Genomic DNA, 26,680 nt, shown 5'->3' on the forward strand with positions numbered 1-26,680 from the left:
AGGAACGCACACGGTTGGATACAGCTAAGCTGAGTCAGATCATCGAGGCCGCCCTAATGGCGGCGGGCCGCCCCCTGTCGACGAAGGATTTCGTTGGGTTGTTCGGGGAAGCGGAGCAGCCCCAAGCGCAGGACCTCGAATCCGCCATCAGGCTTCTCGAGCAGCGCCACGGCGAGGACTCGCCGTTGGAGTTGGTGAAGGTGTCGAGCGGTCACCGCCTGCAGGTCCGCACCGAATACAGTCCCTGGGTCAGCCGCCTGTGGGAGGAGCGCACGCCCCGCTACTCACGAGCGTTTATGGAAACGCTCTCGATCATCGCGTATCGCCAGCCGGTGACGCGCGGTGACATCGAGGATATCCGTGGCGTCGGCGTTAGCAGCACGATCATGCGCACGCTGCTGGATCGTCGCTGGGTTCGAGCCGTCGGCCACCGCGACGTCCCTGGGCGTCCCGCCCTCTACGGTACGACCCGCGAGTTCCTGGACTACTTCGGGTTGTCTTCGCTCAGCGAACTGCCCGAGCTGGAAGAGCTACGCGACCTCGATCAGATCAATGTCGAACTCGATTTCGGTGACGGCGCCGCGAACGCTGAAGCCGCAACGCCGAGCGAAGGAGCGGCCGGAGCATCGCGAGCGGAAGGTGAAGCCGAGGCACCTGCCCTGGCTACGGTCACGCCGATCCGTCCCGGGGCCCTGGTTGGCGAGGCGAGCGACATCGAGGACGCGCTTGCGGCAGACACGCATGGCGATGGCACTGAGCCTGCAGAACATGAGCCGTCGTCCAACGCACAAGACGTAACGACTGTCGCTGGCCAAGATAGGGAGTCGGCGGGGAACGGCGACGGCGACGACGTAGCAGCGCCAGCGTCAGATTCCTACGAAGCGGAGCCCGACTCGGAGGTCCTGGCTGACGCTGGCGAAGCAGGCGATGCCGTTGAGCACGATCACAAGCCTGCCGCAGAGCAGGCAGCTCAGCCCGATGCCAGCGATGACGACGACGAGCGCAACTCCGCGCAATGAGGCGACCGCCAAGGCTCGCAGAGCCCCCCGAGCGCCTGCAGAAACTCCTGGCTGATGCGGGCATCGCCTCGCGTCGCGAGGTGGAACGCTGGATTACTGAAGGGCGCGTGAAGGTCAATGGGCGCCAAGCTGAACTTGGCGAGAAAGCCACCCGTCAAGATCGCATCGCCCTCGACGGCAAGCCCTTGCGACTTGCTCGCCGGGCCGCGGAGAGACGCGTCATCGCCTACCACAAACCCGCCGGGGAGGTGAGCACGCGAAGTGACCCCGAGGGCCGCCCGACCGTGTATCAGCGCCTACCTAGGGCCGAACGCGGCCGTTGGGTGAGCGTTGGCCGCCTGGACGCAAATACGAGCGGCTTGTTGCTCTTCACTACCGACGGCGCCTTGGCCTCCAAGCTGATGCACCCTTCTCAGCGGGTAGAGCGTGAGTACGCAGTGCGCGTCCTGGGCGAGACCACTGAGGAGCAGCTGCAGCTGCTTACGCGGGGGGTCGAGCTCGAGGACGGTCCGGCGCGCTTCGATAAGGTGGTGCCCGCGGGGGCCAGCGGGGCCAACCACTGGTATCACGTGGTCCTGCGCGAAGGTCGCAACCGCGAGGTGCGGCGCATGTTCGAGTCGATCGGCTGCGTAGTGAGCCGCCTGACGCGGGTACGCTACGGCCCAGTGGGGCTGAACCGTCGCCTGGCTAGAGGTCGCTGGGAAGAGGTGCAGGGCGATGCGTTAGAAGCGCTCTACGAGAGCGCCGGCCTTGAGAAACCGAGCCACGCACGTGGCCAGGAGGCGAGTAGGGGGCGCTTCAAGCGTCGAGTGCCCTCCCGTGCAAAGCGCGGTCCGCGGCCCCGAGGAGGTAGATGAACGCGGGCGCTACGTCCTGTGTCGTGGGCAGCGTGGTGGGGTCTTCCGCCGGGTAGGCGGCACGCCGCATGGCTGTTCGCGTGCGGCCCGGATTCAAGCTGCAGACCCGAACCGCGGTGTTCTCCGCAAGTTCATCGGCAAGCGTTTGCATCAATCCTTCTACGGCGAACTTAGACGCGGCGTACGCCCCCCAGTAGGCGCGTCCCTTGCGCCCAACGTTGCTGCTGACGAACACTATGCTGGCGTCTTTCGACCGCCGCAGCAGCGGCAAGCAGGTCTGCGTGAGCATGAACTGTCCGTTCACATTCACGTGCATCACCTCCATCCACTTTGCCGGACTGTATTGCTCGATCGGGGTCTTGCCGCCAAGGATGGACGCGTTGTTTACCAATCCGTCGAGGCCATCCCCTGCATCACTCAGCTGCTTGGCGAGATTCCAGTAGTCGTCCAGACCTGCCTTGAGCAGATCGAAGTGGCAAACGGTGGGTGTCGCCGCCTGCGGAACATCGAGGATCGCGTTCGCCGTGTCCTCCAGTTTCTTTAGCGTTCGCCCAAGCAGGATGACGGCGGCGCCAGCGCGGGCGGCCGCCAGGGCGACGGCGCGGCCAATGCCGTCACCGGCGCCGCTGACCAGGATGCGCCGCTCGAGCAGATATCCATCGGGGATGGCGAAATCGCGAAGAGGAATCGGGATCGGCGTGATCTGGCTAGGCTCACTCATGGGGAGAGTCTACCGTAGCGGAGCACGCTAGGTGCGACGGCAGATCCCCTCGCGCCGCGCGCTGTGCCCCCCGCCAAGCGCACCAAAGATCACCTAGCGAACGAGCGAGGTACCTATCCCCTGGGGGCGTCGGCGCGCGCGTTATACGCCGGTGCACGAGGCTGGCCAACACTAACAACGGGCGTTGTTCGGCCCGTGCACACGCGGGAAGGGTAGACGTAGCCGTGCCAAGCGCGGTGAGCGCGTGCGTGCGCCATGCCGCCCGGCGCTTTTCCTCATCATCTTCAGAAGCCAGGTAGGGCGACAGTGCCGGTAGTGTCGGCGTGTCCGGCGAGGCGAGGGCCTCGTCGATGGCACAGGCGGTACCGAGCGCATTTGCCCACGGGTCGACCCAGGGCGCCTCAGCTTGGTCAGGGGTCGCGAGCAGACGAGTCATCAAACGACACAGCGCACCCCAATCGTGGGTCATGCGATGGATCAGCGCTGACCAGTTTGCGGGGACTGGCTCGGCCAGTGAGGCTTGGGTCGCACCGACCAGCTCAGCGAGGAGTAGGCCGACGGTCCGCGCATCCGCCAATGCAGAAATCCCTACAGCATTCGCGAGGTGTCGGGACAGCGGATGGCGTGGTTGCCCGGCGACGATGCGGCCAGCCTCTTCGCCCCACCACGACAAGCGGGTGGACGCCACTTCTGGCGCCAGATCGGCTGCGAGCGAGCGACCGATTTCACCGCGAAGAGCGAAGACCACGCCCAGGTGCTCTCGATGCGTGGCCGCGGCGAATAGTATCGGCAGATACGCCGTGGTGCCAGGGGCCGCGGCGCGCTCGACGAAGTCCGCGACCTCCGGGTCGGCGCTCATCGCCTCACTCACGCGCCTTCGTCATCATCAGCAGGCCCGGGCCCCTGCGCTGTGCTTTGTGCAGATGGGGAGAACGACTCCGGCCGGTCCACCCAGTCCGCCTGCGGCGCCTCAGAGGGCGGCTGAGCAGGGGGAGCCTCGACGGCACGAGGCAGCTGCTCGACGGGCTCCAGCGACTCCAGCGCTTCACCCTCCACCCCAAGCTCGGCGAAACGTCGGGCGCTCGGCAGCACGGAGCGCTCTAAGGATCCCACGGCCTTGTTGAAGCCCTTCACGCTGTTCTCGAGTTGCCGCCCCAGAGTTGACATGTGACTGGTGAAGGTGCCGAGGCGTTTGTACAGCGTCTCGGCCAGCTCTCGAATGCGATTCGCGTTGCGGGCCAGTGAGAGTTGGCGCCAGCCGTACGCGACTGACTTGAGCAGCGCGATCAGGCTACTCGGTGTCGCCAGTATCACCTTACGGCGTATAGCATCATCCAGCAGATCGGCGTCCTCCGCGAGCGCTGCGCTCAGGAATTGATCGCCTGGAACAAACAGGATGACGAACTCCGGCGTTGACTCGAGCGCACTCCAGTACTTGCGATCCGCCAAGGTCCTCACGTGCGTGCGCAGGTTGCGGGCATGACGGGCGAGGGCCTGCTGGCGAGCCTCATCGTCACTCGCCTCGGTAGCTTCCAAGTAGGCATCCAGGGGCGTCTTTGCGTCCACGACAAGGTCGCGTGCTTCGGGCAGGTGCACGATCATATCCGGTCGCAGCGCACCGTCGTCCCCCACCACGTGCGGTTGCTCAACGAAATCCGTGTGTTCCTGCATGCCGGCCAGTTCCACCAGCCGGCGCAGCGTGAGCTCACCCCACTGACCGCGCACCTCGGGGCGGCGCAAGGCGGTGACCAGTTGACGCGTCTCTGCACGCAAAGCTGCCTGCGACTCCGCCATCGCCTTGAGCTCTTGGCGAATGCTGCCGTAAGCCTGTTGCCGCTCCGCCTCGATCTTGGCCACCTGCTCTTCCGTACGAGTCAGCGCCTGAGCGATCGGCCCAACCAGCTTGTGCAGGGTAACTCGCAGCTCCGCGCCTGCACGAGTCTGCTGCTGGCCCACACTTTCCTGCGCCAGCTTCAGGAACGTATCGCTGCGCGATTGCAGGGACTTATCCGCTAGCTCTCCTAGCAGATGGGTGAGGCGCTCGTCTGCTTGTGCAATCACCGCGTCGCGCTCGTCGATCAATGCTTCTTCGCTGCGCAGACGCTCCTCGAGCACGGCGAGGGCCCGCTCCAGATCGGCGATACGTCGTCCCCGTAGCCACGCCGCTATGGCCGCGCCCAACAGAACACCTAGGCCCATGCCGGCGAGGGCGAAATAGAGTTGTTGCGCGCTAACCTGCATCGAACCAGCCGTGGCGCTCTAGCCACCGCGTGAACAGCGTGGGCGTGGCGCAGATCGCGTCCGCACCCCACTGGTCGATGACCTCGCCAGGCGCAATGTACCCCCAGGCTGCTGCCACCACGGGCATGGCCGCCCCTCGGGCTGCCTGGATGTCACGCTGATCGTCGCCACTGTAGATGCAGTTGGTGGCTTGCACACTCAGCAGTTCGGCCGCGTGACGTAGGGGAGCTGGGTCGGGTTTGCGCTGGGGCAGGGTGTCGCCGCACACCACGCATGGAGCTCGTTCTAGCAATGCCAGTCGCTCCAGCAGAGGTTCCGTTAGCCATGTCGGCTTGTTGGTGACGATGCCCCAGGTGAGCGACGGATGCGCCTCGATTTGCCGCAGGAGCGCTTCGCATCCGTGGAACAGCGCCGAACCCTCGCAGACCCGTTCGGCGTAGAGCGTCAAGAAGCGCTGGCGCAGGGCCTCACGTTCGTCTTCCTGCGCAATATCCGGGAAGCCTGCGCTGATGAGACCGCCGGCACCACGAGAGACATGGGCCCGCGCAAAGTCCACGTCGCAGGCGCTACGCCCGTGCTCCTGGAGTAGACGTTGCAGGGCCCCGACCATGTCCGGCGCGCTGTCTAAGAGCGTGCCGTCGAGGTCGAAGAGGATGGCCCGTGAGATCACGGGACCGGCTCTTGCAGCGCCGGGGCCACGTAGGCGGCCAGGTAGTTGACACTCACATCGTTACAGAGCTTGGCGCGTCGAACGAGAGGATCGTAGTGCATACCCCGCAGTTCCTGGAGAGCGAGTCCCGCGTCGCGGGCGGCCCCGTCCAGTTCCGAGGGGCGCAGGAACCGTGCGTAGTCGTGCGTTCCGCGCGGCAGCAGGCCAAGCACGTACTCGGCGCCAACCACTGCTAGAGCGTAGGCTTTCGCCGTTCGGTTGATGGTGGAGAGGAACACGTATCCGCGGGGACGTACCAGTCGAGCACACGCGTGCACAACGGCGGCGGGCTGCGGTACGTGTTCGAGCATCTCTAGGCAGGTGACGAAATCGTAGCTACCCGGGTGCTCGTCAGCGAGGGTCTCGGCGGTGGATAGCTCGTAGCGCAAGGGGAGCTTAGGGGTGAGGGTCGCATGAGCCTTCGCTGCCCGGATGGCCGCCTCGCTCATGTCTATGCCCAGCATCGTAGCACCAGCCCGAGCTAACGCTTCCGTAAGGATGCCACCCCCGCAGCCGATGTCCACCCCACGTTGGCCAGCCACCGGCACGTGGGAGCGGATAAAGTCGAGTCGCGCGGGATTGATATCATGGAGCGTGCGAAAACCACCATCATCGCGCCACCAGTCCTCCCCGAAGGCATCAAAGTGGCCGATTTCTGCGGCGTCCACGTTCGGCGAGGTACGGGTCATTGGGGAGCATCCGTTGGCTGTCGGTCGCGCCGCAACCGCTGCGCCCAATCATCGGCACTGGCGAGCACCGCGTTGAGATCGAGGCGAGTCGGTTGGCCGCCTTCCAGCAGCTGCCTGCCCGCCACCCAGACGTGGTCCACCTGAGCGGCGGCGGTGGCGTAGGCAAGTTGAGAGACGGGGTTGTGGATCGGCTGGGTGGCGGCCTGGCGCCAGTCGATGCTGATGATGTCGGCCCACTTTCCCGGCGTGAGACTGCCCGTTTGGTCGCCGAGGCCGAGCGCCCGGGCGCCGTTGATAGTTGCCATTTCGAGAACCTTCTTGGCCGGTACGACTGCGGGGTCCGCGGCCACGTGCTTGGCGAGGAAAGCGGTGCTGCGCAGCTCAGCGAACATGTCCAGGTCGTTGTTGCTGGCGGCTCCGTCTGTGCCGATAGCGACGTTCACTCCCGCCGCAACCAACGCTGCCACCGGGCACGCACCGCTGGCGAGTTTCATGTTCGACTCGGGGCAATGGACTACATGGCATCCGCGCTCAGCGAGAGCGTCGATCTCGCCCGCCTGCAGCTGGGTCATGTGCACCCCCATGAGCAACGGCGAGATCATGTCGAGCTCAGCCAACTTCTCGATGGGGCGACAACCGTAGCGTGCGGTGAATTGCTCCAACTCGTCGGTGGTTTCGTGCAGATGGGTTTGGATCGGCACGTCGAGCTGGTCGGAAAGGCGGCGGATTCTCGCCATCGAGTCCGGGGATACGGTGTAGGGAGCATGGGGCGCGAACATCGTGCTCACCAGCGCGTCGCCCTTGTACTCATCGCGCATGGCCAAGCCCTTGGCGAGGTACTCGTCGAGGTCGCTAGCCCAGGGCGTGGGGAAGTCGAAGGCGACCATGCCAATACAGGCGCGAATGCCGGTTTCAGCTGCTACCTGCGCGGTTGCGTCGGGGAAGAAATACATGTCTGCGAAGCAGGTCGTCCCGGAGCGGAGCATCTCGGCGATCGCTAGCTGGGAGCCCGCTCGCACGTAACCTGGTCCGACCCAGCGCCTCTCGGTTGGCCAGATATGATCCTCGAGCCAACGCATGAGCGGGAGATCGTCCGCCATGCCCCGCAACAGGGTCATCGCCGCGTGCGTGTGCGCATTGACGAGCCCAGGCATCAGCACGTGTCCCCCCAGCTTGATCTCTTCCTTACCCTGATAGCGCTGGCGGGCCTCGTCGGCGGGGCAGACCGCCGCGATGCGTCCGCCTCGCACTGCTACGGCGCCCCCAGCCATGGCATCCGGGTGCACAGTCTCGTCGACGGGCACAACCCAATCGGCGAAAAGTAGCGTGTCTACGGGTTCCATCGGCGCTCCGGCAACGGACGAGCGGGCCACGATGCCGGACCCGCTGGGGGACGGCAAGGGTCGGGCCATGGAGTGTTGAACCCTACCGGTGGATAGCCACCGACAAGACCTGTTTTGGATAGCGGTTTGGGCGCCGGTGTGGGGCGCACCTGTGGTATCCTAGCGGTTTGCTTACTCCTTGTTCCAACAACGCTTTCCACCCCCGGATGCGGCAACGAACGCCACGCCCGGCAAGGACTGCCTGCGAGCTGCTTGATGTCTGATCCCGCCCGTGAAGTCGTCCCCGTAAATCTCGAAGACGAGATGCGCCAGTCCTACCTCGATTACGCCATGAGCGTGATCGTCGGACGAGCGCTTCCCGATGTGCGTGACGGGCTAAAGCCCGTGCACCGCCGGGTGCTCTATGCGATGCACGAGCTCAATAACGACTGGAACAAGGCCTACAAGAAGTCCGCCCGCGTGGTGGGCGACGTGGTTGGTAAGTACCACCCCCACGGCGACTCCGCGGTGTACGACACGATCGTCCGCCTGGCCCAGCCGTTCTCGATGCGCTACGTGCTGGTCGACGGGCAGGGCAACTTCGGCTCCGTCGACGGCGACCCGCCTGCGGCCATGCGTTACACCGAGGTGCGCATGGCGCGCCTCGCCCATGAATTGCTGTCGGACCTCGACAAGGACACGGTCGATTTCGTCCCCAACTACGACGAGTCGGAGTCGGAACCCTCCGTGCTACCGGCGCGCTTCCCGAATCTGCTGGTCAACGGCTCTGCCGGAATTGCTGTGGGTATGGCCACGAATATCCCACCGCACAATCTGGGCGAGGTGATCGACGGCTGCATCGCCCTGCTAGACGACGCGGACATCACGATCGATGAGCTGATGAAGTTCATCCCAGGGCCAGACTTGCCGACGGCGGGCATCATCAACGGTGCCCGGGGCATTCGCGAGGCCTACCACACGGGCCGCGGTCGGATCTACGTGCGCGCCCGATCGCAGGTGGAGGAGAATGGCGGTCGCGAGGCGATCGTCGTGACCGAGCTGCCCTACCAGGTCAACAAAGCCAGGCTTTTGGAGCGCATCGCCGATCTGGTGCGCGAAAAGAAGCTGGAAGGGATCAGCGGCCTTCGCGATGAGTCCGATAAGGACGGCATGCGCATGGTAATCGAGCTGCGCCGCGGCGAAGTGGCGGATGTTGTGCTGAACAACCTGTTTAAGCAGACGCCGATGCAGAGCGTGTTCGGTATCAATACGGTAGTGCTGATCGACGGACAACCCCGCCTGCTTGACCTGAAGCAGCTGCTGGAAGCGTTCCTGCGTCATCGCCGGGAGGTAGTCACTCGGCGCGTCATATACGAGCTCGGCAAGGCCCGCGCCCGCGCCCACGTGCTCGAGGGGCTCGCCGTGGCGCTTGCTAACATCGACGCCATGATCGAGTTGATCAAGCAGTCCGCTTCGCCCGCCGCGGCCCGCGAGGGCCTGCTCGGACAGGTCTGGGCGCCCGGGAGTGTGGTGGCCATGCTCGAACGTGCCGGCGATCAGGCCACGCGCCCAAACGACCTGGAGGAGGGCTTCGGCCTCATCGATGACGGCTACCGCCTCACCCCCGTTCAGGCGAAGGCCATTCTCGACCTGCAGCTGCAGCGCCTCACGGCCTTGGAGCAGGACAAGATCATCGAGGAGTTCGGCGAGATCATCGATAAGATCCGCGATTTACTCGACATTCTGGAGCGTCCCGAGCGCCTGGAGCAGGTGATTCGCGAGGAGCTGCAGGAAACCCGTGAGAAGTACGCCGACGAGCGTAGAACGCAGATAAGTCACGACCATCTGGACCTCACCGATGAGGACCTGATCCAGGAAGAGGACATGGTAGTGACCCTGTCCCACGGCGGCTATGCGAAGTCGCAACCGGTCACCGACTACCGCGCTCAGCGTCGCGGGGGCCGGGGCAAGTCGGCGACTTCCGTGCGCGATGCGGACTTCATCGACAAACTATTCGTCGCCAACACGCACGATACGCTGTTGTGCTTCTCGAGCACTGGAAAGGTCTACTGGTTAAAGGTGTATCAGCTCCCCGTGGCTTCGCGCGGCTCGCGCGGCCGCCCCATGGTAAACCTGCTGCCGCTGGAGCAAGACGAGCGGATCAATGCGGTGCTTCCGATCCGCAACTTCGAGGACGGCTACTACGTATTCATGGCCACTAGCGCAGGCACGGTGAAAAAGACTCCGCTGACCGCGTTCTCGCGGCCTCGCACCAGCGGCATCATCGCCGTCGATTTGCGCGATGACGACCGACTGGTGGACGTGACGCTCACCGATGGTGGTGCCCACATCATGCTGTTCGGCAGCCATGGCAAGGCCATTCGCTTCGACGAGGACGACGTGCGCCCTATGGGCCGCACCGCCACAGGCGTGCGCGGCATTCGCCTTCCGGAAGGAGAAGGCGATGACACTCATCAAGTAATCGCCCTTATCAGTTTGGAGCCGGAGGCCGGCGATACGACGATGCTGCTGACCGCGACGGAGAACGGCTACGGCAAGCGTACCCCGGCGAGCGAGTACAGCTTGCAGGGCCGCGGCGGCCAGGGCGTGATCGCGATCGCCACTAGCGAGCGCAACGGCAAGCTGGTGGGTGCGGTTCCCGTGCTCGACGAGGACGAGATGATGCTCATCAGCCAAGCAGGTACGCTCGTGCGCACCTCCGTGGGGGAGGTCTCGATCACCGGTCGCAACACCCAAGGCGTGCGCCTCATCCGCCTGGACGACGGCGATTCCCTAACGGGGATCGAGCGCGTCGCGTCGCTGGAGGGCGAGGACGAGGAGGACGGCGTCGACGAGGAAGGCGAGGCGGGCGCAACGCCCGAGGGGGGTGGCGAGGCGGCCGCGGGCGACGGTGACTCGCCGCCGTACGAGTAGATCTCCCGTGACCGAAGCCGCTGGCAGCGCTGCCGGTCCCGCCTTCGTCAGTGAACCTGGCGGATGTCTCCGGGGCGCTTTGCGCGTTCCCGGTGACAAGTCCATCACTCACCGAGCGCTGATGTTCGGCGCCGTGGCCGAGGGTGAGACCCGTATCCAACGCCCCCTTCGCGGTGAGGACTGCCTAGCCACGGAGGCCGTCTTGCGCCAGCTCGGGGCCATCATCCAGGTGCAGGACGAGGGGCAACTACTCGTCGTGCAGGGGCGGGGTGATGGGGCTCTGAGCGGCGCCCGTGAGCCCCTGGACCTCGGAAACTCGGGCACCGGGATGCGTCTTATGGCCGGCTTACTCGCCGGACGCACGTTTGAATCGGTGCTGGTGGGCGACCGCTCCCTGACCCGGCGCCCCATGGAACGCGTGGCAGCCCCGCTTCGCCTGATGGGCGCTGACATCCAGACTACGAACGGTTGTCCGCCAGTGGTTATTCGCCCCCTCGCGAAGGGCGCTCTCCGGCCGATTCACTACCAGATGCCGATGGCGAGCGCCCAAGTTAAATCGGCCATCCTGATCGCAGGTCTGCGGGCAACAGGCGAGACGAGCGTTACTGAACCTGCCACGACCCGCGATCACACTGAGCGAATGCTGCGCGCCTTCGGCGCAGTTGTGCGCAGCACAGGCGGCATCGCTACGATCCAGGGTCTCGAGCGTAAGTCACTGCAAGGACAGTCGATTACGGTCCCTGGAGACATATCATCAGCCGCATTCTTCCTAGTGGGTGCAAGCGTCTGCCCAGGCAGCGAGCTGCTGCTCGAAGCGGTCGGTGTGAACCCGACGCGTACGGGGGTTGTTGATGTCTTAAGGCTGCTGGGTGCCGATATCACCCAGGAGAATGAGCGAACCGTAGGCGGCGAACCCGTGGCTGACCTTCGTGTGCGCAGCGCACGCCTCCAGGGCGCGCGCATACCGGAGCATCTGGTGCCCTTGGCGATCGACGAGCTACCGGTGCTGTTCGTTGCTGCCGCGCTGGCGGAGGGCGAGACGCTCATCACAGGAGCGGCCGAGCTGCGGGTAAAGGAGAGCGACCGCCTGGGCGCGATGGCGGACGGTCTCCGGCGACTGGGAGTGGATCTGGAAGTGCTCCGTGATGGCATGCGAATCCGCGGAAGATCGAGGCTAGAGGGTGGAGAAATCGACAGTTTCGGCGACCATCGGATTGCTATGGCGTTCGCCGTCGCGGGCCAGCGGGCCGCCGATCCAGTGCTCATCAGAGAGACGGCCAACGTGGCGACGTCCTTCCCAGGTTTCCTTGACCTGGCCCAGGCGTGTGGTTGGCGAGTTCACCGTGTGGACGCGTGAGAAACCAGCGAGTGTCATCGCCAACTGAACACGAGCGAGCCCCTCACGTTATCGCCATCGATGGACCTAGTGGGGTGGGTAAGGGCACGTTGGCAGGGCGTTTGGCATCGCACCTTGGCTGGCACCTTCTCGATAGCGGCGCAATCTACCGGACCTTAGGCTACGCTGCGCTGCAGCATGGGGTTTCCCTAGACGATCCGAACGCCCTCGCGGAGCTTGCGAGCAGGCTGCCACTGACATTTCTCCGAGGCGCCGAGGGCACCCCGGTCGCCCATTTGGATGGGGAGCCCGTAGGGGATGCCATTCGCGCAGAAGCGGCAGGAACCGCAGCCTCTCGGGTCGCCGCTTATCCGATCGTTCGAGACGCGCTGTTTGCGTTGCAGCAGGGATTTCGCCGCAGCCCGGGCCTGGTGGCGGACGGGCGAGACATGGGCACGGTGGTGTTCCCCGATTCAACGCTAAAGTTATTCCTCACTGCGTCGGCCCGGGTCCGGGCCGAAAGACGGCATAAGCAGTTGATAGAAAAAGGGGTGAGTGCTACTATCCACGCCCTTTTCGAGGCGATCAGGGCGCGGGATAAGCGCGATCGGGAGCGCTCGGTGGCGCCTCTGATCCCCGCTGAAGACGCGGTCCAGATCGACACGACGTTGATGAGTGCCGAGACCGTCTGGCGTCAGGTGCTCATGCTGTTGCCGTCCGCGCTCGCCTCGAACTGAGCGATCCAGTACGACTTCATCGCGTACGCCGCTGCCCAGTTGGCGCAGCGGCGCACGTATTTCAGCAACGGGTCCGCGACTGCGCAGTATCTGCCGGCGCTTGCCCACAACCCGAGGACGCGGGAGCACTAGTTCCCGTTTGGCTTAACACTAGATGATGACTGAAAGTTTCGCAGAGCTCTTTGAAGAAAGCCTTGCCAGCCAACGGATCAAGCCTGGCACCATCCTAGAAGCCACCGTCGTGGACATCAGCCCGGATATGGTTGTTGTCAACGCGGGACTGAAATCAGAGGCGGTCATCCCCGCCAGTCAGTTCCACAACGAGCGCGGTGAGCTCGAGGTCGCCATCGGCGACGTCGTCGAAGTGGCGTTGGACACCGTGGAAGACGGCTTCGGCGAGACGCGCCTGTCGCGCGAGAAGGCCAAGCGTGCCCGCACCTGGCGTCAGCTCGAAGAATCCTTCGAGAAGAACGAGATCGTGCAGGGCATCATCAATGGCCGGGTGAAGGGTGGCTTCACGGTCGAGATCGAGAACGTGCGGGCGTTCCTGCCCGGCTCGCTGGTCGATGTGCGCCCGGTGCGCGATCCCAGCTACCTCGAAGGCAAGGTCCTCGAGTTCAAGGTGATCAAGCTCGACGCCCGCCGCAACAACGTGGTGGTCTCCCGTCGTGCCGTCGTGGAAGAAGAGTACAGCGCCGAGCGCGAGCAGTTGCTCGAGAGCCTGCAGGAAGGCCTCACGCTCAAGGGCATCGTCAAGAACCTCACCGACTACGGCGCCTTCGTCGACCTCGGCGGCATCGACGGACTGCTGCACATCACGGACATGGCGTGGAAGCGCGTCAAGCAGCCCTCGGATGTGGTCCAGGTCGGTGATGAGATCACCGTCAAGGTGCTCAAGTTCGATCGCGAGCGCCAGCGCGTCTCTCTCGGTATCAAGCAGCTCGGTGCGGATCCCTGGGAGTCCATCGAGCGTCGCTACCCACCCAACACTCGCCTGTTCGGCAAGGTCACCAACATCGCCGACTACGGTTGCTTTGTGGAGATCGAAGAGGGCGTCGAGGGCCTGGTCCACGTGTCCGAGATGGACTGGACCAACAAGAACGTCAACCCCGCCAAGGTGGTCAACGTCGGCGACGACGTGGAAGTGATGGTCCTCGACATCGACGAGGAGCGTCGTCGCATCTCCCTCGGCATCAAGCAGTGCAAGCAGAACCCCTGGGCTGAGTTCGCTGATAACTACCAGAAGGGTGACAAGGTCATCGGTCAGATCAAGTCGATCACCGACTTCGGAATCTTCGTTGGCCTGCCCGGCGGTATCGACGGTCTGGTCCACCTGTCCGACCTATCTTGGGACGTCGGCGGCGAGGAAGCTGTTCGCAACTACAAGAAAGCTGAAGAGGTTGAGGCCGTTGTGCTCGCCATCGATTCGGAGCGCGAGCGGATCTCCCTCGGCGTGAAGCAGCTGGACCGCGATCCCTTTGCCTCTTACATCGCCGAGTTCCCCCGCGGTAGCATCGTCAAGGGAATCGTTGAGGAAGTTGACGCGAAGGGCGCGATCATCGACCTCACCAACGGCATCAAGGGTCAGCTTCGCGCCTCGGAACTCTCTCGCGACCGCATCGAAGACGCACGCACGGTGCTGAAGGTCGGTGAGGAAGTGGAAGCGAAGTTCACCGGCGTCGAGCGCCGCAGTCGCATGGTTACGCTGTCGATCAAAGCCAAGGAGATGCACGAGGAGACGGAGGCGGTGCAGAGCTACGCCGCCGAGACGTCCTCCACGACGGGCACCAGCCTTGGCGATCTGCTGCGCGACCAGATGCAGGACGACGAAGACGAAAATTAGGTAGTGTGGGGCGGTGCGCATCCAAGGATGCGCGCCGCCATTCGCACGGATCCATGGATCGGCGGATCTGTGCCCCGCAGTGCGCAGCGAGAAATAGGGAATGACGAAGTCCGAACTCATCGAAGTGATCGCCCGTAAGCAGAAGCATCTGCCAGCGCGAGACGTCGAGCTGGCAGTGAAGCACCTGCTCGAGCTGATGAGCGATGCGCTCGCGAACGGGGAACGAATTGAGATCCGAGGCTTCGGCAGTTTCTCGCTGCACTATCGACCGGCGCGTACCGGGCGCAACCCCAAGACCGGCGAGGCCGTAGCGCTGGCCGGCAAGCATGTTCCGCACTTCAAGCCGGGGAAAGACCTGCGTGAGCGTGTTAACGATGGACGCCACAACGAGATTCACTCCTAGCGTCCCTGAGCGTTTTTCTAGCGGCGTTGCCTCACGCACCGACCGATGATTCGCACCATCTACCTTACCCTGGTGCTGCTCGCCGCAGCCGCGGCGTCCGCCGTATTCGCCTACCTCAACCCCGGCACCATCACCTTAGATATCGCCTTCGCCGAGGTCACCGTGTCCACCTCGCTAGCCTTTGCGGTGGCCGTCGCCCTAGGCTGGGCACTAGGGTGGCTCAGCGCCGCCGTAGTTTTGGCGCGTGCAAAAGCCGATCAGTTTCTCCTCAAGCGTCGTTTGCGCCACGCGCGCACGGAGCTGCAGGAAGCTAAGCGCCTTCCCGGCCTCGATTGAGCTTCCCACAGTAGCTCGAACGCCTTACTGGCACGATCGCCCAGATACACGCACCACCCGGATGCGAGTCAGTCGATAGCATGATCATGTCCCTTTACACCAATGGAGTGTCATCATGCGAAACCAAGTCAATCGCCAGTGGGCGTGGGCACGTGCAGCGCTGCTGATGGGGTGTTCGAGCATCGCTATGGCTACCGGTGTCCTCGCCAGTGAGCAAGCGGTGGTGAACATCAATGAAGCATCAGCACAGATACTTGCGGAGCACCTGTCCGGGGTGGGCGAGACCACAGCAGCACGTATCGTCGCCTACCGGGAAGCCAACGGACCGTTCCAACGCATCGAAGATCTGGTCCTGGTGCAGGGCATAGGCGAGCGCCTCCTGCAGCGCAATCGTCCGCGGTTGGTGCTCTCTGAGGCGCCGCAATCAGATCCAGCTCCACGCGGCTTCCTAAGCAATTAACTGTATTAGGTACTATCCGGCCGGTGGCGCGGGATCACCGGCCGGCTAAGCAAGACCGCAGGGGAGCGGTAGCCGCAAGAGATCGCCATCGCTGATCTCAGCCCCCTTGGCGATGTGCTACCATTTGCGCAGGCTATCAAAACAATGGAACTCCTGTGCTCAAGCAAGTCAAAACGGCAGTTTTCCCCGTAGCGGGCCGAGGAACCCGGTTTCTGCCAGCCACCAAGGCCAGCCCGAAAGAGATGCTGCCCATCGTCGACAAGCCGCTTATCCAGTACGCGGTGGAAGAGGCGCTAGCGGCAGGCGTCGAGAAGCTCGTGTTCGTCACCGGCGCAGCGAAGCGTGCGATCGAGGATCACTTCGATTCGAATGCAGAGCTCGAGCGCTCACTAGAAGAGTCGGGCAAGCTGTCGCTGCTCGAATCGGTGCGGGCGATCGTGCCGAAGGACGTCACTTGCATCTACATTCGCCAGAGCGAGCCGCTGGGACTCGGGCACGCCGTGCTTTGCGCCCGTCCCGTCGTTGGCGACGAGCCCTTTGCCGTCCACTTGGCCGATGACCTCATCAACGGCGAGGTGCCCTGCCTAAGCCAGATGGGCGAGGTGTTCGGGCAGCGGGGAGGCAGCGTTCTCGGCGTCCAGACGGTTCCGCGCGATCAGACTGAGAAGTACGGTGTGGTGGAGGTCGAACCGGCTGGTGAGCGCGTCGGCAAGGTGCAAGCGATCGTCGAGAAGCCGAAGCCTGAAGAGGCGCCGTCGAATTTGGCGGTCGTCGGACGTTATATCCTCACGCCTCGCATCTTTGAGCTGATTGGGCGCACCAACCAGGGAACCGGTGGTGAGATCCAGCTTACCGATGCGATCGGTGCGCTATTGGAGGAGCAACACGTCTTCGCCTACGAGTTCGAGGGTACCCGCTACGATTGCGGTAGCAAGCTCGGATATCTCAAGGCGTCCGTCGAGTACGGCCTTAACCACCCCACGCTCGGCGAAGACTTCCGCGCCTATCTGAATGCGCTCTCCCATGATGAATGAGGACAGGTGAGGGGCGAGTGATGCCGCGAAATTCAGCGCGGGAAGTCTCGTGAAGCTGTCACCGCACGCACTCAGTTTGCGACAACTCCAATACGTGGTTGCAGTCGATGAGATGCGCAACTTTCGGCGCGCAGCTGAGCTTTGCCACGTATCGCAACCGTCATTAAGTGCCCAGCTTGCACAGCTTGAAGAGGCCTTGGGCGTTCGGGTTTTCGAACGCAGTCGCCGTCAGGTCCTACCGACGACGGCCGGGGAAGAGTTGATTCGGCGCGCTCGCCGCGTGTTGCTCGAGGCGGACGATCTCCTCGAGGCCGCTCAACGCCTTGGCGATCCGCTAGCGGGAACCTTACGGATCGGCGTGATTCCGACCGTATCGCCGTACATGCTGCCGGATACTGCGCCGAAGATCACCGAAACGCACCCTCAGTTGACGATTCGTTGGATTGAGGATAAAACCCCCACCTTGGTCGAGCGCCTCGCCCGCGGCGAGCTCGATGCTGCCCTCCTGGCCCTGGAGGCGGACATCGGCGTGCTCGAACACGCTGAGGTGGCCCGGGATCACTTCTACGTGGCCACCCCCGAGGAACACGCACTCGCGGCAACGCAGGCGCCGGTGAGCCTTGATGCCCTCGATGAGGAGCAGGTGCTACTCCTCGATGACGGTCACTGCCTGCGGTACCAAACCCTACAGCTTTGTCAGCATGCGGGGGTTGAAGAGCTGGGATTCCGCGCCACAAGCCTATCGACCCTGGTGCAGATGGTCGCCAGCGGTGCAGGGATAACGCTACTGCCGGCGCTAGCCATCCCCACTGAGGTAACGCGCGGGCGCCTTAGCATCCGCCCAATCGCCGTACCGCCGCCGTACCGCACCTTGGCCCTCGTGTGGCGACCAGCCTCTCCGATGACCGCGGCCCTAAAGGAATTGGCGCAGACTATGTGCGCCGCTTACGAAGACGCAGCCGAACGCAATCGCAGCCGGCTGCAGGCGCTCGGCGTCATGCTCTAGCAGCTGGCCGAATCGGCTCGGTCCGCGTCCTCCCGACCTCTCGGAGTACTTTCGGTATCTGCCGGATAGTGCAGATGAAGGTCTCGTTGTGGAAACGGAATACTGATCTCGACGCGATCCAGTGCTTCCTCGAGATCGAGCAGCAGCTGATGGCGAGCGGCGAGTCGATCACTAAGTGCTCGGCAGTAGATGAACAGCTCAAAGTCTAACGAGCTCTCCCCGAGTTTCGTAAAGAGAACCCGCGGAGGTGGCTCCGCCAAAACGAGAGGGTTGCTGCGGGCCGTGTCCATCATGGTGCGAATCGCAAGCTCCGTATCGGAGCCGTAGGCTATCCCCACAGGAACGACTACCCGCGTGACTTCGTTGGAGAGTGTCCAGTTGGTCAGTTGACTGGTGATGAAGGTCTTGTTGGGTACGATGACTTCTTTGTTGTCCCAGTCGGTTATGGTCGTGGCGCGGATTCGAATTCGCGTAACGGTTCCCGAGATGCCGCCGACGGTTACCGTATCGCCAACGCGCACGGGCCGTTCGAGAAGGATGATAAGGCCAGAGACGAAGTTGGCGAATATCTCCTGCAGCCCAAAGCCAAGGCCTACGCTCAGCGCCGCCACCAGCCACTGCACCTTGCTCCATTCAAGGCCGAGTTGGGCGGTGACGCTGAGGATACCTAACCCTACCACCAGGTACTGGCTTACGGTGCGAATCGCGTAGCGGGAGCCGGAGTCTAGCGGGAGATTCTGAAGCACGGCGAACTCGAGCAGACTCGGTAGGTTCCGCGTGGCGAGGAGCACAATGAATAGCAGCACGATGGCGACCACCGTGTCCTCGAGCGTGAGGGCGCCATCGCCCCAAAGAGCCACTTGGTCGAGAAGCCCAAGCACCGGCAGCGCCTTAGACCAGATGAACCAAGCGCCGAAGATGGTGAGCGTGATGACCAGGATCCGCATCAAGCGCCGGGTTTGGTCGTCGAAAACATCAATGTCGATCACATCGAGATCCTGGAACGCGCCATCACGCTCCGCGGAGTAGGGAAGACCGTCGGCAGCTGCTGGGACCTCAGCGCTGGCGCTGCGACGTTCGATGAGCTGCTGGTAGCGGAAGCGACGGCGGGTGACACGGATCCACCGCTCCAGTAGATCGAAAAGGATCATGGCACCCAGCAGCAGCAGTACCGTCTCTACTACGCAACGCAAGAGCAAGGTGGCGGCGTACTCATAACCCAGCAGGGACACCATGGCGAGTGCTGGCGCGAGACCGACCGCAGCGGGGTACCACAGGCGCACAAGGCGGGCGGCCCATCCCTGGGGCTGCTCCTCGAGGGTCTTCGCGGGCAGACCGCGCTGCGGGTGGAGCAGGGTCGACACCAGGTAGGCTAGGACGAGGCAGACCAGCACGAAGGCTAACCTGCCAATGCTGCTTTGGACCTCTTGATTGGCCTGCAGGCCGGCAACCCGGGCCAGGGCAAAGACGGGTAGCCAAACCGTCTGCACGAAGAGGAAGACACGAGGCAGCAAGCGGATGCGACTCTCTGACCATTGAAAGTGGAGCCGGGCGACACCTTGGGGCATACACAAATGGCGGATAAAACCGCCGAGGGCAATCGTGCCACCACCGAAGACCAGTACGCTCATCAGCGCCCTCACTTGCTCCGGCAGGGGAAGCGCCTGACCTCGAATGCCGAGCGCGATCAGTAGGCTCGGCAATAGCAAGGACAGCAAAGCCGTGAGCAGCATCGCCTGGAGCGTCAGAATGAAACCGTCTGTGCGCACCTTGCGCGTGCGCACGCCAATACGTTGAATCGCTTGGCGAAGGACGGGACGAAGACGTACGGCCAGCAGCGTAAGCAGTACAGCGATGGTGTACCACTCCGCGTTCTGCATCACTTCGAAAACGAAGGTCTCGAGCGCTGCCACCCAGTGAGGACCTGAGAGCAGCCATGCCGCTGACTCCCTGACGCGCTGCAGGCTCGCGAGGTTGATCGGTTCCGCACTCGGCACCCATAGCAGGCGATCATCCAGGTACGCCTGATACTCGCGCACGAGGGTAAGCATCGAACGCTGCTCGAAGGCCCGATCCGCGAGCAGCGTGACGTACTGTGTATAGGTGTCGGTCAGTCGATCCAGTACGCCCTCTCTCGTCTCGGTGAGGGACTCGGCGAAGGCGCGCAGCTCCTCGATGCCTTGGGAGTAGCCCTCGGCGCTCGCCGACGTGGTCGGCTCAGGCGAGGGTTGCTCGGCCCCTTCCGCAGCTTTTTGTTCAGCGCGCGCCGCGACCTGACGCTCGGCGTCGATGGCGGCGATGTGCCGCTCGAGCAACTCCGTCCAGACAGACTGCTGCCGCGAGAGATCCACAAGCTCGAGGCTCCTAAGTCCGGCCTCCGCACTGCGGCCACGAATGTCAGCCAGCTGCCGCTGTAGCTCACGCTCATCCGCCAGGCGAAGGCGTTGGTTGCGGAGCAACTGACCGAGACTCACCTGTGCACCGGCCACCTCGACACGAGACTTGATCGCGTCGTAGTCCCGTTGCAAGGCTTCGCGAGCCGACGAGGTCGCCGCAACTTCAGAGGCTACTGTGCGCGCGGAGGTTAGGGTTCGGGAAAGCTCGTCGAAAAGCGATGCGACGTCGGCGGTGTCCTCATCCAAAGGTCCTGGTAAGCTCAGCGCACGCACGCGCAGTTCGATCGCACTGTCCGTCGCTTGCGCCGATTCACTCTCACGCTCCTCGGCCACCGTCGCCGCGAGTATCGTGATCTCCCTGTCGATCAGGGATCGCTCCGCATTGACAAGTTGAAGTTCCACTTCCGCCAGTTCCAGCCGCGGCTGCAGTGTCGCGAGCTCGCTCTGCAACCGTTCGCGTTCTGCTCGTGCCGCCTCAAGCCTCGCGCGCAGGAGCGTCTGTTCTGAACGCTGCGGCTCTTCGGTGCTCTCCTCTAGGCCGGACGCGGTTGCATTGAGTTGCTCGACGAGGGCCGTGGCGTCGGCGAGCTCGTCACGCAGTTGCAGAGGACGGGTGAGGCGGCTCGCGAGTTGCTGATCGAGCTTGTCCTTGGCCTCGCGCTTCTCCGACTGTTGTGCGCTGAGCGTCGCCAGGCGCAGGGATGCGGCGTCGGCGTCGACGGAGCGCAGCCGTCTCTCCAGGCTGTTCAGGTTGGTCAGCACCTCCTCGCGCTCCGCCTCGAGGCGAGCTGCGTCCGTCTGGGCATTCTCTACCCGGCGCTGCAGAGCACGCTGATTGTTACGAGACTCCTCTGACCTCTGCAGCCGTTCCAGGGCTGCGCGATAGTTGGCAGCGGCCGCGCTGCGAACTTCCTCGCTCACCTCGGTACTATTGAGCAGGACGTCGAGGCGGGCCTGGATCTGGGCCGGGGTCGGTCCCTCAGCGCCTTGCGCGTGTGCGAGGAAAGAGGCGAACAGCGTCAGTAAGGCAGTGGCAAGGTGCCGCCAGCGCGCGAAGGGCAGATATGAGGCTAGGGACATAGAGTGCTTCGCGCCGCAAGGCGCTCGTATAGATCATCGCAGAGGTTCATCAAATCCTCCCGGGTGCCCGCCGGCCAATCGCAGCGGACCGATCGCGCGTGGATCTCCTTCGACAGGCGCGGCTCGTAGGGAATGCCCAGGTGCTCGCACAGGCAAGTCATCTGCTGGGTGGGGGCGCCCACGAGGCGCTCGTAGCAGATGACCTGGGCGCGCGTGTCGCGATCTAGCCCTTGGGTGTAAAAGAGATCGTTGCGTAGGTACCAGAACAGAGCCGCCGCACCGGCGGCATCCATGGCCTCAGCCATCATCTTAGCGATGAGATCGAAGTGGTGCGGACTGAATCCACGGATCTGCCAAACCTGCGGTCGTTCCCCGCGAGCTAGCCTTTTCAGTAGCTGCAGATTCTGCTGGCCGAACTTCGCCACGGCGGAGCGGGCGCGATCGCTGGGGTGACGTAGGGCCCAGATGACGCGTCCATTAGGGTAGCGGGCGAGCATTTCGCCAGCGAGATGGCTGGAGGTCAGGGGTTTGAAGGCGACGATAGGTAGGCGAGAGCGGGAGACGAGCCTTGGCCACACGTCCTCTCGTAACACGAAGTCTTGAAAGGCCGTGCGATCGTGCTCAGGGTAGTACGCCACTTGGCTGCTGCTGGCAAGGCAGTCCCCGAGCATCGTGGTGCCGCTGCGCTGTGCACCGACGATGAAAACGGGCGCCGCGCCGCCGGGCGGGCGGGGGTGGGTGAGTTGCCAAAGGAGCTTGCGAGCCCCGCGCGCACCGCGCCGCGCCGCGGAGAGGCTCTTGCGTCGCAAGGTACGTATCATCGCGCTGCCGTTTCCACTGACGCCAAGACGTCCCGCCAACGCGTTATCACGCTCGGCCACGTGTACATAGATGCCACCAGCTCCCTTGCGCGCGTACCGAGCGCCTCGGCGAACTGTGGCTTTGCGTGAAGGTCCAGCACAGCCTGCGCGAACCGTTCCGGCCGATCCGCCAGTAGGAAGTGTCGCTCAGGGTGTGCTGCCAGCGCTTCGCTGCCCATTCGCGTGGAGACCACAGCACGCCCCATGGCCATGGCCTCGAGCATCTTGTTCTTCAACCCACTGCCACTGACCATAGGATTCACCATCACCGGAACCCGTTGCACCAGCGCCGGCAGGTCCTCTACGAACCCCGTGACTCTCACTTTGGGGAAGCGCTCCGGCAACCGTCGGATCCACTCGTCTGCGCCGCCGCCAATCAGATAGCAGGGAGTTTCGGCAGCTGCTAGCCAGGGGGCGTACACCTCATCGATAAACCACTGGACTGCGGAGCGGTTGGGCTCAAACGCTAGATTGCCCCAAAAGGCCACGCCGGCGGAACGCGCTTCAGGCCAGGTGCGACCAACATCTAACAGCCCCGGCTCCACGCCATTGGGCACGATCTCAACGCGCGCACGGGGATCGAGGGCGCGCAGGCGGGCCCCATCTGTCGGCGAGATAGTGGTGATCAGCGCGAAGCGTTCGCTCAAGCGAGACTCCTGGCGCGCGTAGCGGTGTTGCGCTAGCAGGTGATGGAATCGTCGGGGTAGGGTCAAGCTCCGTGCATGAAGAGCGTACTCGCGCTCGAGGGTGAGCGTGTAGCAGTCGAAGTCGTCGACAACGCGGTGATGCACGTCGAGCACCGCCACCAACTCCGCCACGGTGAGCTTTCCAGCGATTGCCACGGTGACCTCGTGCTCGGCGACAAACCTGCGCAGCGCTTGCGTGCACGCGTCAAACCAGGCGGGCCAACCCCAGCGCAAATAATGCCCGTTGTCTGTGCGTAGGTGTCGCCGAAAGCTACCGCGCTCGGAACACGACGGTAGCATCAGTATTTCATCGAAGGGCCCCTCGCTCAGTAGCGCCTCTCGCTGCTCCTCGGTGCCTTTCATGGCGGCTAGTACGCAGCGCCCAGCCTCGGCCTGGGCGCGGGCGAGGTAGTAGCTACGCAGGCGGTCGCCCTCCGTCAGCGGGAGGGGCAGGGCATCGAGCAATAGAAGCACGGTGGGGCCCGAGACCGTGCCGGTGGTGGTGCTAGCGCTCATAGGGAGTACCCCAGAGCCTGCATCTGAGGGCCGCAGACGCCGGCGATCAACTTGCGCTCAAGCCCACCCAATGCGAGCTTGGTGCCAGCGCGCGCGCCGATACGCTGCTTTAGCACCGTAGCGTCTAGAGGGCCGATGTCAGCGTAGGCCTCCAACCTCCGCAGGCCCTGGCCCGCAAGGTGCAGTGATTCATAGGGAAGCAGCAGCGCATCGAGGCGCTGCGCCTCAGCCAGGAAGCTCCGCGTTAGATGGCGCCAATGATGAGCAAACGCCAGACGCTTGGCCACCCGATACCGCGGCCAAACGCTATACCAATCCACACCCTTGCAAGAACGCCAGCAATCGTAGGGATGCCGCACGACGAATACGATCTTCGAGGCGGGGAACAACCACTTGAGAAAATGCCCGTAGCCTGCGCACAAGCGCACTTCCTTGAGGCCGAAGGAGGTGATGGCATCACTTGCAACGGCAAGCGACTGCGCCGATGGTTGCAGCCATGCGGTCATCCATGCGCGCTGTGCTTCCCGCAGCGCACCTAGGGGAGGGACGAGATTGGCCACCCACGCATTGGCGAGCGCACGCAGGGACGGTGCGCTTTGAAAGTGTTCAGGCGGCGGCCAGTCGGGCTGCAGTCCAGCTATTGGAGCTGCTAGGTGAGGGATGGGCACGACCCGGTCCAGGGGTTCGCCCCAAATGAGGGCCTTACCGCTGGAGATGAGCAGGCGCTGAACCAGCGTCGAGCCCGAGCCCCAACCGGCTGCGAGCACCCAGATTGGGGCGATATCCTTCGCTGTCGGTACCGTACCAAAATCATGCTCATCGCCGACCAGCGTTGCTTGCACCTGCTCCCCGGCCAGAAGCGCAGGGGGGAGGACGCGCTTGGCGATGCGATCATTGCCGAGAGCGGCGCCAATGAGCCGCTCCAACGGGTCTTGACGGATGCGCTCTCTTTGCTTGCTCATGGGGACGTGTGCGCGTCCGCGCGTGCGAGCTCGACAAGGTGAAGGTCGACGGCGCGAGCGACCGCCTCAAGATGTAGGGGCCCCCGCTGACTGTCCTTAGAGAAGGGTGCGAGCTCGACGCGTAGACGATGCCAGGCGCTGTCGCCCGGAACCGTGAGTTGCACGGGGCGCTGGCCGAGACCCGCGAGTCCAATTGACGTGTCGTTTTCGTCAACGCTGCGTGCCAGAATGCTAAGCACCGTGGGTTCTGAGGCAGCACCTTGGAGGAAGTCACGGTCGAAGCGAATCTCACATGAGTCGCCAGCGCGCAGACGCGACGCCCACAGGCCGTAGGGCTCATCGGCTGACCCCACACCGGTGCGTCGTACTCCGCAGCCCTGGGCGGCCGCCAGCACACCGTAGTCGCCTGCGAGAAAGTCCCCCTGGCGGAACGCGATCCAGGCGCCGCTGCTCTCGCGGGGTGCTAGGTGGGCGCCTAGATGGCGCTCGGCGAAGTCGAGCCCCAAGGCCACGCCAGGGTTTTCCGCCCGCACTAGATCCAAGCGATTGACCGCGAGCCTGCTGACGCCAAGGGAGAGATCGGACAGGACACGCCAGTAGAACCATTCGGATTCGGAGGGCACGACGGTGGTTGGATAGTCCTTATGGCGCCCCTCCGCTGTACGCATGGCCTCGGCGTAGCAGATGTAGCGCCGCTCTAAGCACTGCGTGCGCATGGTCCGGTACACCTCCAGGCTAAAGCCACCATTGCGTGGTTGGATGTCGCTGGAGGTGTGGAAGACGCCCGCCCGCCCGCCATCCAATAAGCGCTGTAGGCGGGCCCGCAAGCGAGCGCCCTGGGTGCCGCTCCCGATGCGCCCTCTACCCTCCTGAAAGAGAGCTCGGCGTACCAGCAGGAAGGCGACGGGGGCGATCTCATCGATGTAGTGTTCGACGATGCGCTCCGCGTACCCAACCGCCTGGGCGGAAGACCAATCGCTGCCTTCGCTGACACCGGCGCTACGCTTCCACGCCGATGCCCGGTGATAGGCATCAGGAATCGAAAGGCCCTCGGTCCCGACTGCATTGTAACTCAGGCGTACGGCAGCGATCGCCTCGCGATAGGGGTGCGTGTCGATCCAGTTGGCTAACGCCTCGATGAGGGCAAGTTGCGCGGCGAGGTAGGTGGGGTGCCAGTACATCGGTGTGCCGCGCGCTGATCTCACCGTGTGCAGTCGTATCGGCAGGTAGGGGACCTGGTCGAAGAGCCAGTCGGGGTGCGCATTGGCGTTGAGTTGCACGGTGGCTTGGCGACCCGCGCTGCGTACCGCGTCCAGGCGCTCATCGAGCAGTGTGAAATCGTATTGACCACGCTCGGGTTCCACCTGGTCCCACAATGCCCATACCTGCCCGCCCACCACCGCAGAGGATTCGAACACGTCCTGCCGGGTACCATGCCAAACGGCGTAGACCCCCACCGGGAAGGTGTTTGCGGCCGTCCTCGGCAGGGCGCTTGAGCTAGTATCCGCTTCGCCCCCCGGTGAGGCGCACGCGGTGAGCAAGCAGAGCATCTCCAGGGCGCTCAGCGCGACTCCTCTAGCGGCGCGCAAGGTAGCGCTTCGCTGCGTCGGTGGGTCCATCGCGGCTGGGGATGTAAAGCTCGTTTTCAAAGCGCTCCAGCACATCTCCGATACACACCAGGTCCTGGCGCCTAAGGGCGAAGCGCCAGCGTGGACTGCCAGCGTTCATCGCCCCCTTCGCACCCTGATCTGCCTGCTGGGAGGGCTTGCTGAGCACCCTCGCAGACGGCAAAGACGGAAGACCGAGTTGTCGCGTGAGTCGGGTCCACTCTTGCTCAGCCTGGGCATCGATCAGGTGTTCGTAGAAGTGCACGCTAAAGCGACTCGACTCCCAATCGTGCAAGGCGACCGCGTGCTGCACGCACCATATCGCCGTGTGGCCGCGAATCTCATCACTTATCCGCGCCGCCGCCTCTCGCGTGGGTGCTCCGAGGAGCGTCGCCACGTGTTCATTCGCGAGGTAACGCTCCAGGGTAGGGCGCCAAGGCCATCCGCGGCGCACGCGCGAGGCGACGACGGCGCCGGGATGGCGAATGACTAGGGCGATCCGTGCGTCGTAATGCTGCTCAAGCCACCCGAGCATCAGGCTCGCTCGCACCACCTTGTACAACCAGCCCGCTTGCGCGCTAGGTCTGCCGTAGCGCCAGTAATTTCCCGCTGCGGCGGTGAGTTTGCGCGCAACCTTAGGCAAGGAGCGTTGCGGTCCTAGGCGGAGCTCTTCGCGGTAAGCGCGCCCCAGGGTCCACAAGTTGCGGTAGGCACCGTTGAACAGCTCATCGAAGAAGGCGCGAGCGTGCGCCGCCTCGTCGTGCTGCGCGATGCGCTCGTTGGCGAAGGGCACGGCCTGTGGGATCGCGTCCGGGTTTAGCGGCTCGAACAGAGTACCGGCACCGTTCGCTGTGCTCAGGGCATCCACCACCCACGTGGTGCCGCTGCGAGCGGAGCCGGCGATGATTCGGGGTTGAAGGTCCATT

At 63.9% G+C, this 26,680-nt stretch carries 23 protein-coding genes; 11 read left to right on the forward strand and 12 right to left on the reverse strand.

Going from position 1 to position 26,680, the window contains the following annotated elements:
- Positions 1-14 precede the first annotated feature (14 nt).
- Entirely contained in the window at positions 15-1,019 is a 1,005-nt protein-coding gene (gene scpB / locus AAGA68_06140; GenBank protein ID MEM9384620.1) for an SMC-Scp complex subunit ScpB, read from the forward strand.
- A complete protein-coding gene (gene rluB / locus AAGA68_06145) occupies positions 1,016-1,876 on the forward strand; it encodes a 23S rRNA pseudouridine(2605) synthase RluB (GenBank protein MEM9384621.1) in 861 nt (286 codons plus the stop codon). The genes scpB and rluB overlap by 4 nt, the downstream gene beginning before the upstream one ends.
- Here rluB and AAGA68_06150 read toward each other — a convergent pair.
- Genes AAGA68_06150 through AAGA68_06175 form a run of 6 tightly spaced genes read right to left on the reverse strand, consistent with a single transcriptional unit; the run spans position 1,818 to position 7,579 of the window.
- The gene (locus tag AAGA68_06150; GenBank protein ID MEM9384622.1) at positions 1,818-2,597 is read right to left on the reverse strand and encodes a YciK family oxidoreductase; all 780 of its coding nucleotides are present in this window, start codon (positions 2,595-2,597) and stop codon (positions 1,818-1,820) included. The genes rluB and AAGA68_06150 overlap by 59 nt on opposite strands.
- Positions 2,590-3,468, reverse strand: a complete 879-nt coding sequence (locus AAGA68_06155) for a squalene/phytoene synthase family protein (GenBank protein ID MEM9384623.1) — start codon at positions 3,466-3,468, stop codon at positions 2,590-2,592. Before AAGA68_06155 ends, AAGA68_06150 begins: the two co-directional genes overlap by 8 nt.
- Positions 3,465-4,838, reverse strand: coding sequence for a DNA recombination protein RmuC (gene rmuC, locus AAGA68_06160; GenBank protein ID MEM9384624.1), 1,374 nt, complete (start codon positions 4,836-4,838; stop codon positions 3,465-3,467). The genes AAGA68_06155 and rmuC overlap by 4 nt, the downstream gene beginning before the upstream one ends.
- Positions 4,828-5,508 (reverse strand): HAD-IA family hydrolase, encoded by a 681-nt coding sequence (locus tag AAGA68_06165; protein MEM9384625.1) that lies wholly within the window; start codon positions 5,506-5,508, stop codon positions 4,828-4,830. The genes rmuC and AAGA68_06165 overlap by 11 nt, the downstream gene beginning before the upstream one ends.
- Entirely contained in the window at positions 5,505-6,236 is a 732-nt protein-coding gene (gene ubiG / locus AAGA68_06170; GenBank protein ID MEM9384626.1) for a bifunctional 2-polyprenyl-6-hydroxyphenol methylase/3-demethylubiquinol 3-O-methyltransferase UbiG, read from the reverse strand. Before ubiG ends, AAGA68_06165 begins: the two co-directional genes overlap by 4 nt.
- The gene (locus AAGA68_06175; protein MEM9384627.1) at positions 6,233-7,579 is read right to left on the reverse strand and encodes a TRZ/ATZ family hydrolase; all 1,347 of its coding nucleotides are present in this window, start codon (positions 7,577-7,579) and stop codon (positions 6,233-6,235) included. The genes ubiG and AAGA68_06175 overlap by 4 nt, the downstream gene beginning before the upstream one ends.
- Positions 7,580-7,834: 255 nt before the next feature.
- Here AAGA68_06175 and gyrA point away from each other — a divergent pair, with 255 nt between their 5' ends.
- From gyrA to AAGA68_06220, 9 genes are all read left to right on the forward strand, one after another.
- A complete protein-coding gene (gene gyrA / locus AAGA68_06180; protein MEM9384628.1) occupies positions 7,835-10,492 on the forward strand; it encodes a DNA gyrase subunit A in 2,658 nt (885 codons plus the stop codon).
- A 7-nt stretch (positions 10,493-10,499) separates the two neighbouring features.
- Positions 10,500-11,849, forward strand: coding sequence for a 3-phosphoshikimate 1-carboxyvinyltransferase (aroA, locus tag AAGA68_06185; protein MEM9384629.1), 1,350 nt, complete (start codon positions 10,500-10,502; stop codon positions 11,847-11,849).
- Positions 11,850-11,860: 11 nt separating this feature from the next.
- Positions 11,861-12,565 carry a (d)CMP kinase gene (gene cmk / locus AAGA68_06190; protein ID MEM9384630.1) on the forward strand — a complete coding sequence of 235 codons (705 nt, stop codon included), beginning with the start codon at positions 11,861-11,863 and terminating at the stop codon, positions 12,563-12,565.
- A 157-nt stretch (positions 12,566-12,722) separates the two neighbouring features.
- Complete coding sequence (gene rpsA, locus AAGA68_06195; GenBank protein MEM9384631.1) at positions 12,723-14,408, forward strand: 30S ribosomal protein S1; 1,686 nt, start codon at positions 12,723-12,725, stop codon at positions 14,406-14,408.
- 100 nt (positions 14,409-14,508) lie between these two features.
- Positions 14,509-14,811, forward strand: a complete 303-nt coding sequence (ihfB, locus tag AAGA68_06200) for an integration host factor subunit beta (GenBank protein MEM9384632.1) — start codon at positions 14,509-14,511, stop codon at positions 14,809-14,811.
- Positions 14,812-14,856: 45 nt separating this feature from the next.
- Positions 14,857-15,147: a LapA family protein gene (locus AAGA68_06205; GenBank protein MEM9384633.1), complete on the forward strand. Its 291-nt coding sequence runs from the start codon at positions 14,857-14,859 to the stop codon at positions 15,145-15,147.
- Positions 15,148-15,262: 115 nt separating this feature from the next.
- Entirely contained in the window at positions 15,263-15,607 is a 345-nt protein-coding gene (locus AAGA68_06210; GenBank protein MEM9384634.1) for a helix-hairpin-helix domain-containing protein, read from the forward strand.
- Between the two features lie 155 nt (positions 15,608-15,762).
- On the forward strand, positions 15,763-16,641 hold the full coding sequence (gene galU, locus AAGA68_06215; protein ID MEM9384635.1) for a UTP--glucose-1-phosphate uridylyltransferase GalU: 879 nt from the start codon (positions 15,763-15,765) through the stop codon (positions 16,639-16,641).
- Between the two features lie 49 nt (positions 16,642-16,690).
- The gene (locus AAGA68_06220; protein ID MEM9384636.1) at positions 16,691-17,647 is read left to right on the forward strand and encodes a LysR substrate-binding domain-containing protein; all 957 of its coding nucleotides are present in this window, start codon (positions 16,691-16,693) and stop codon (positions 17,645-17,647) included.
- Here the strand turns inward: AAGA68_06220 and AAGA68_06225 are convergent.
- From AAGA68_06225 to AAGA68_06250, 6 genes are read right to left on the reverse strand one after another with little or no spacing between them, the layout of a single operon-like run.
- Positions 17,644-21,123: a mechanosensitive ion channel domain-containing protein gene (locus AAGA68_06225; protein ID MEM9384637.1), complete on the reverse strand. Its 3,480-nt coding sequence runs from the start codon at positions 21,121-21,123 to the stop codon at positions 17,644-17,646. The genes AAGA68_06220 and AAGA68_06225 overlap by 4 nt on opposite strands.
- Positions 21,114-21,944, reverse strand: a complete 831-nt coding sequence (locus tag AAGA68_06230) for a sulfotransferase (GenBank protein MEM9384638.1) — start codon at positions 21,942-21,944, stop codon at positions 21,114-21,116. The genes AAGA68_06225 and AAGA68_06230 overlap by 10 nt, the downstream gene beginning before the upstream one ends.
- On the reverse strand, positions 21,941-23,185 hold the full coding sequence (locus AAGA68_06235; protein ID MEM9384639.1) for a glycosyltransferase family 4 protein: 1,245 nt from the start codon (positions 23,183-23,185) through the stop codon (positions 21,941-21,943). Before AAGA68_06235 ends, AAGA68_06230 begins: the two co-directional genes overlap by 4 nt.
- A complete protein-coding gene (locus AAGA68_06240; GenBank protein ID MEM9384640.1) occupies positions 23,182-24,147 on the reverse strand; it encodes a sulfotransferase in 966 nt (321 codons plus the stop codon). The genes AAGA68_06235 and AAGA68_06240 overlap by 4 nt, the downstream gene beginning before the upstream one ends.
- Positions 24,144-25,736 (reverse strand): beta-galactosidase, encoded by a 1,593-nt coding sequence (locus AAGA68_06245; protein ID MEM9384641.1) that lies wholly within the window; start codon positions 25,734-25,736, stop codon positions 24,144-24,146. The genes AAGA68_06240 and AAGA68_06245 overlap by 4 nt, the downstream gene beginning before the upstream one ends.
- Positions 25,723-26,679, reverse strand: coding sequence for a hypothetical protein (locus AAGA68_06250; GenBank protein MEM9384642.1), 957 nt, complete (start codon positions 26,677-26,679; stop codon positions 25,723-25,725). The genes AAGA68_06245 and AAGA68_06250 overlap by 14 nt, the downstream gene beginning before the upstream one ends.
- Position 26,680: the final 1 nt, after the last annotated feature.

This window comes from Pseudomonadota bacterium (assembly GCA_039193195.1).
Taxonomy (GTDB): Bacteria; Pseudomonadota; Gammaproteobacteria; order Steroidobacterales; family JBCBZW01; genus JBCBZW01.

Excerpts from the sequence above, each read along its gene's own strand:
- rluB (MEM9384621.1), top strand. The coding sequence starts at position 1,016 with ATGAGGCGACCGCCAAGGCTCGCAGAGCCCCCCGAGCGCCTGCAGAAA.
- AAGA68_06150 (MEM9384622.1), bottom strand. The coding sequence starts at position 2,597 with ATGAGTGAGCCTAGCCAGATCACGCCGATCCCGATTCCTCTTCGCGAT.
- rmuC (MEM9384624.1), bottom strand. The coding sequence starts at position 4,838 with ATGCAGGTTAGCGCGCAACAACTCTATTTCGCCCTCGCCGGCATGGGC.
- ubiG (MEM9384626.1), bottom strand. The coding sequence starts at position 6,236 with ATGACCCGTACCTCGCCGAACGTGGACGCCGCAGAAATCGGCCACTTT.
- AAGA68_06175 (MEM9384627.1), bottom strand. The coding sequence starts at position 7,579 with ATGGAACCCGTAGACACGCTACTTTTCGCCGATTGGGTTGTGCCCGTC.
- gyrA (MEM9384628.1), top strand. The coding sequence starts at position 7,835 with ATGTCTGATCCCGCCCGTGAAGTCGTCCCCGTAAATCTCGAAGACGAG.
- rpsA (MEM9384631.1), top strand. The coding sequence starts at position 12,723 with ATGACTGAAAGTTTCGCAGAGCTCTTTGAAGAAAGCCTTGCCAGCCAA.
- ihfB (MEM9384632.1), top strand. The coding sequence starts at position 14,509 with ATGACGAAGTCCGAACTCATCGAAGTGATCGCCCGTAAGCAGAAGCAT.
- AAGA68_06205 (MEM9384633.1), top strand. The coding sequence starts at position 14,857 with ATGATTCGCACCATCTACCTTACCCTGGTGCTGCTCGCCGCAGCCGCG.
- AAGA68_06210 (MEM9384634.1), top strand. The coding sequence starts at position 15,263 with ATGCGAAACCAAGTCAATCGCCAGTGGGCGTGGGCACGTGCAGCGCTG.
- AAGA68_06225 (MEM9384637.1), bottom strand. The coding sequence starts at position 21,123 with ATGTCCCTAGCCTCATATCTGCCCTTCGCGCGCTGGCGGCACCTTGCC.
- AAGA68_06230 (MEM9384638.1), bottom strand. The coding sequence starts at position 21,944 with ATGATACGTACCTTGCGACGCAAGAGCCTCTCCGCGGCGCGGCGCGGT.
- AAGA68_06235 (MEM9384639.1), bottom strand. The coding sequence starts at position 23,185 with ATGAGCGCTAGCACCACCACCGGCACGGTCTCGGGCCCCACCGTGCTT.
- AAGA68_06240 (MEM9384640.1), bottom strand. The coding sequence starts at position 24,147 with ATGAGCAAGCAAAGAGAGCGCATCCGTCAAGACCCGTTGGAGCGGCTC.
- AAGA68_06250 (MEM9384642.1), bottom strand. The coding sequence starts at position 26,679 with ATGGACCTTCAACCCCGAATCATCGCCGGCTCCGCTCGCAGCGGCACC.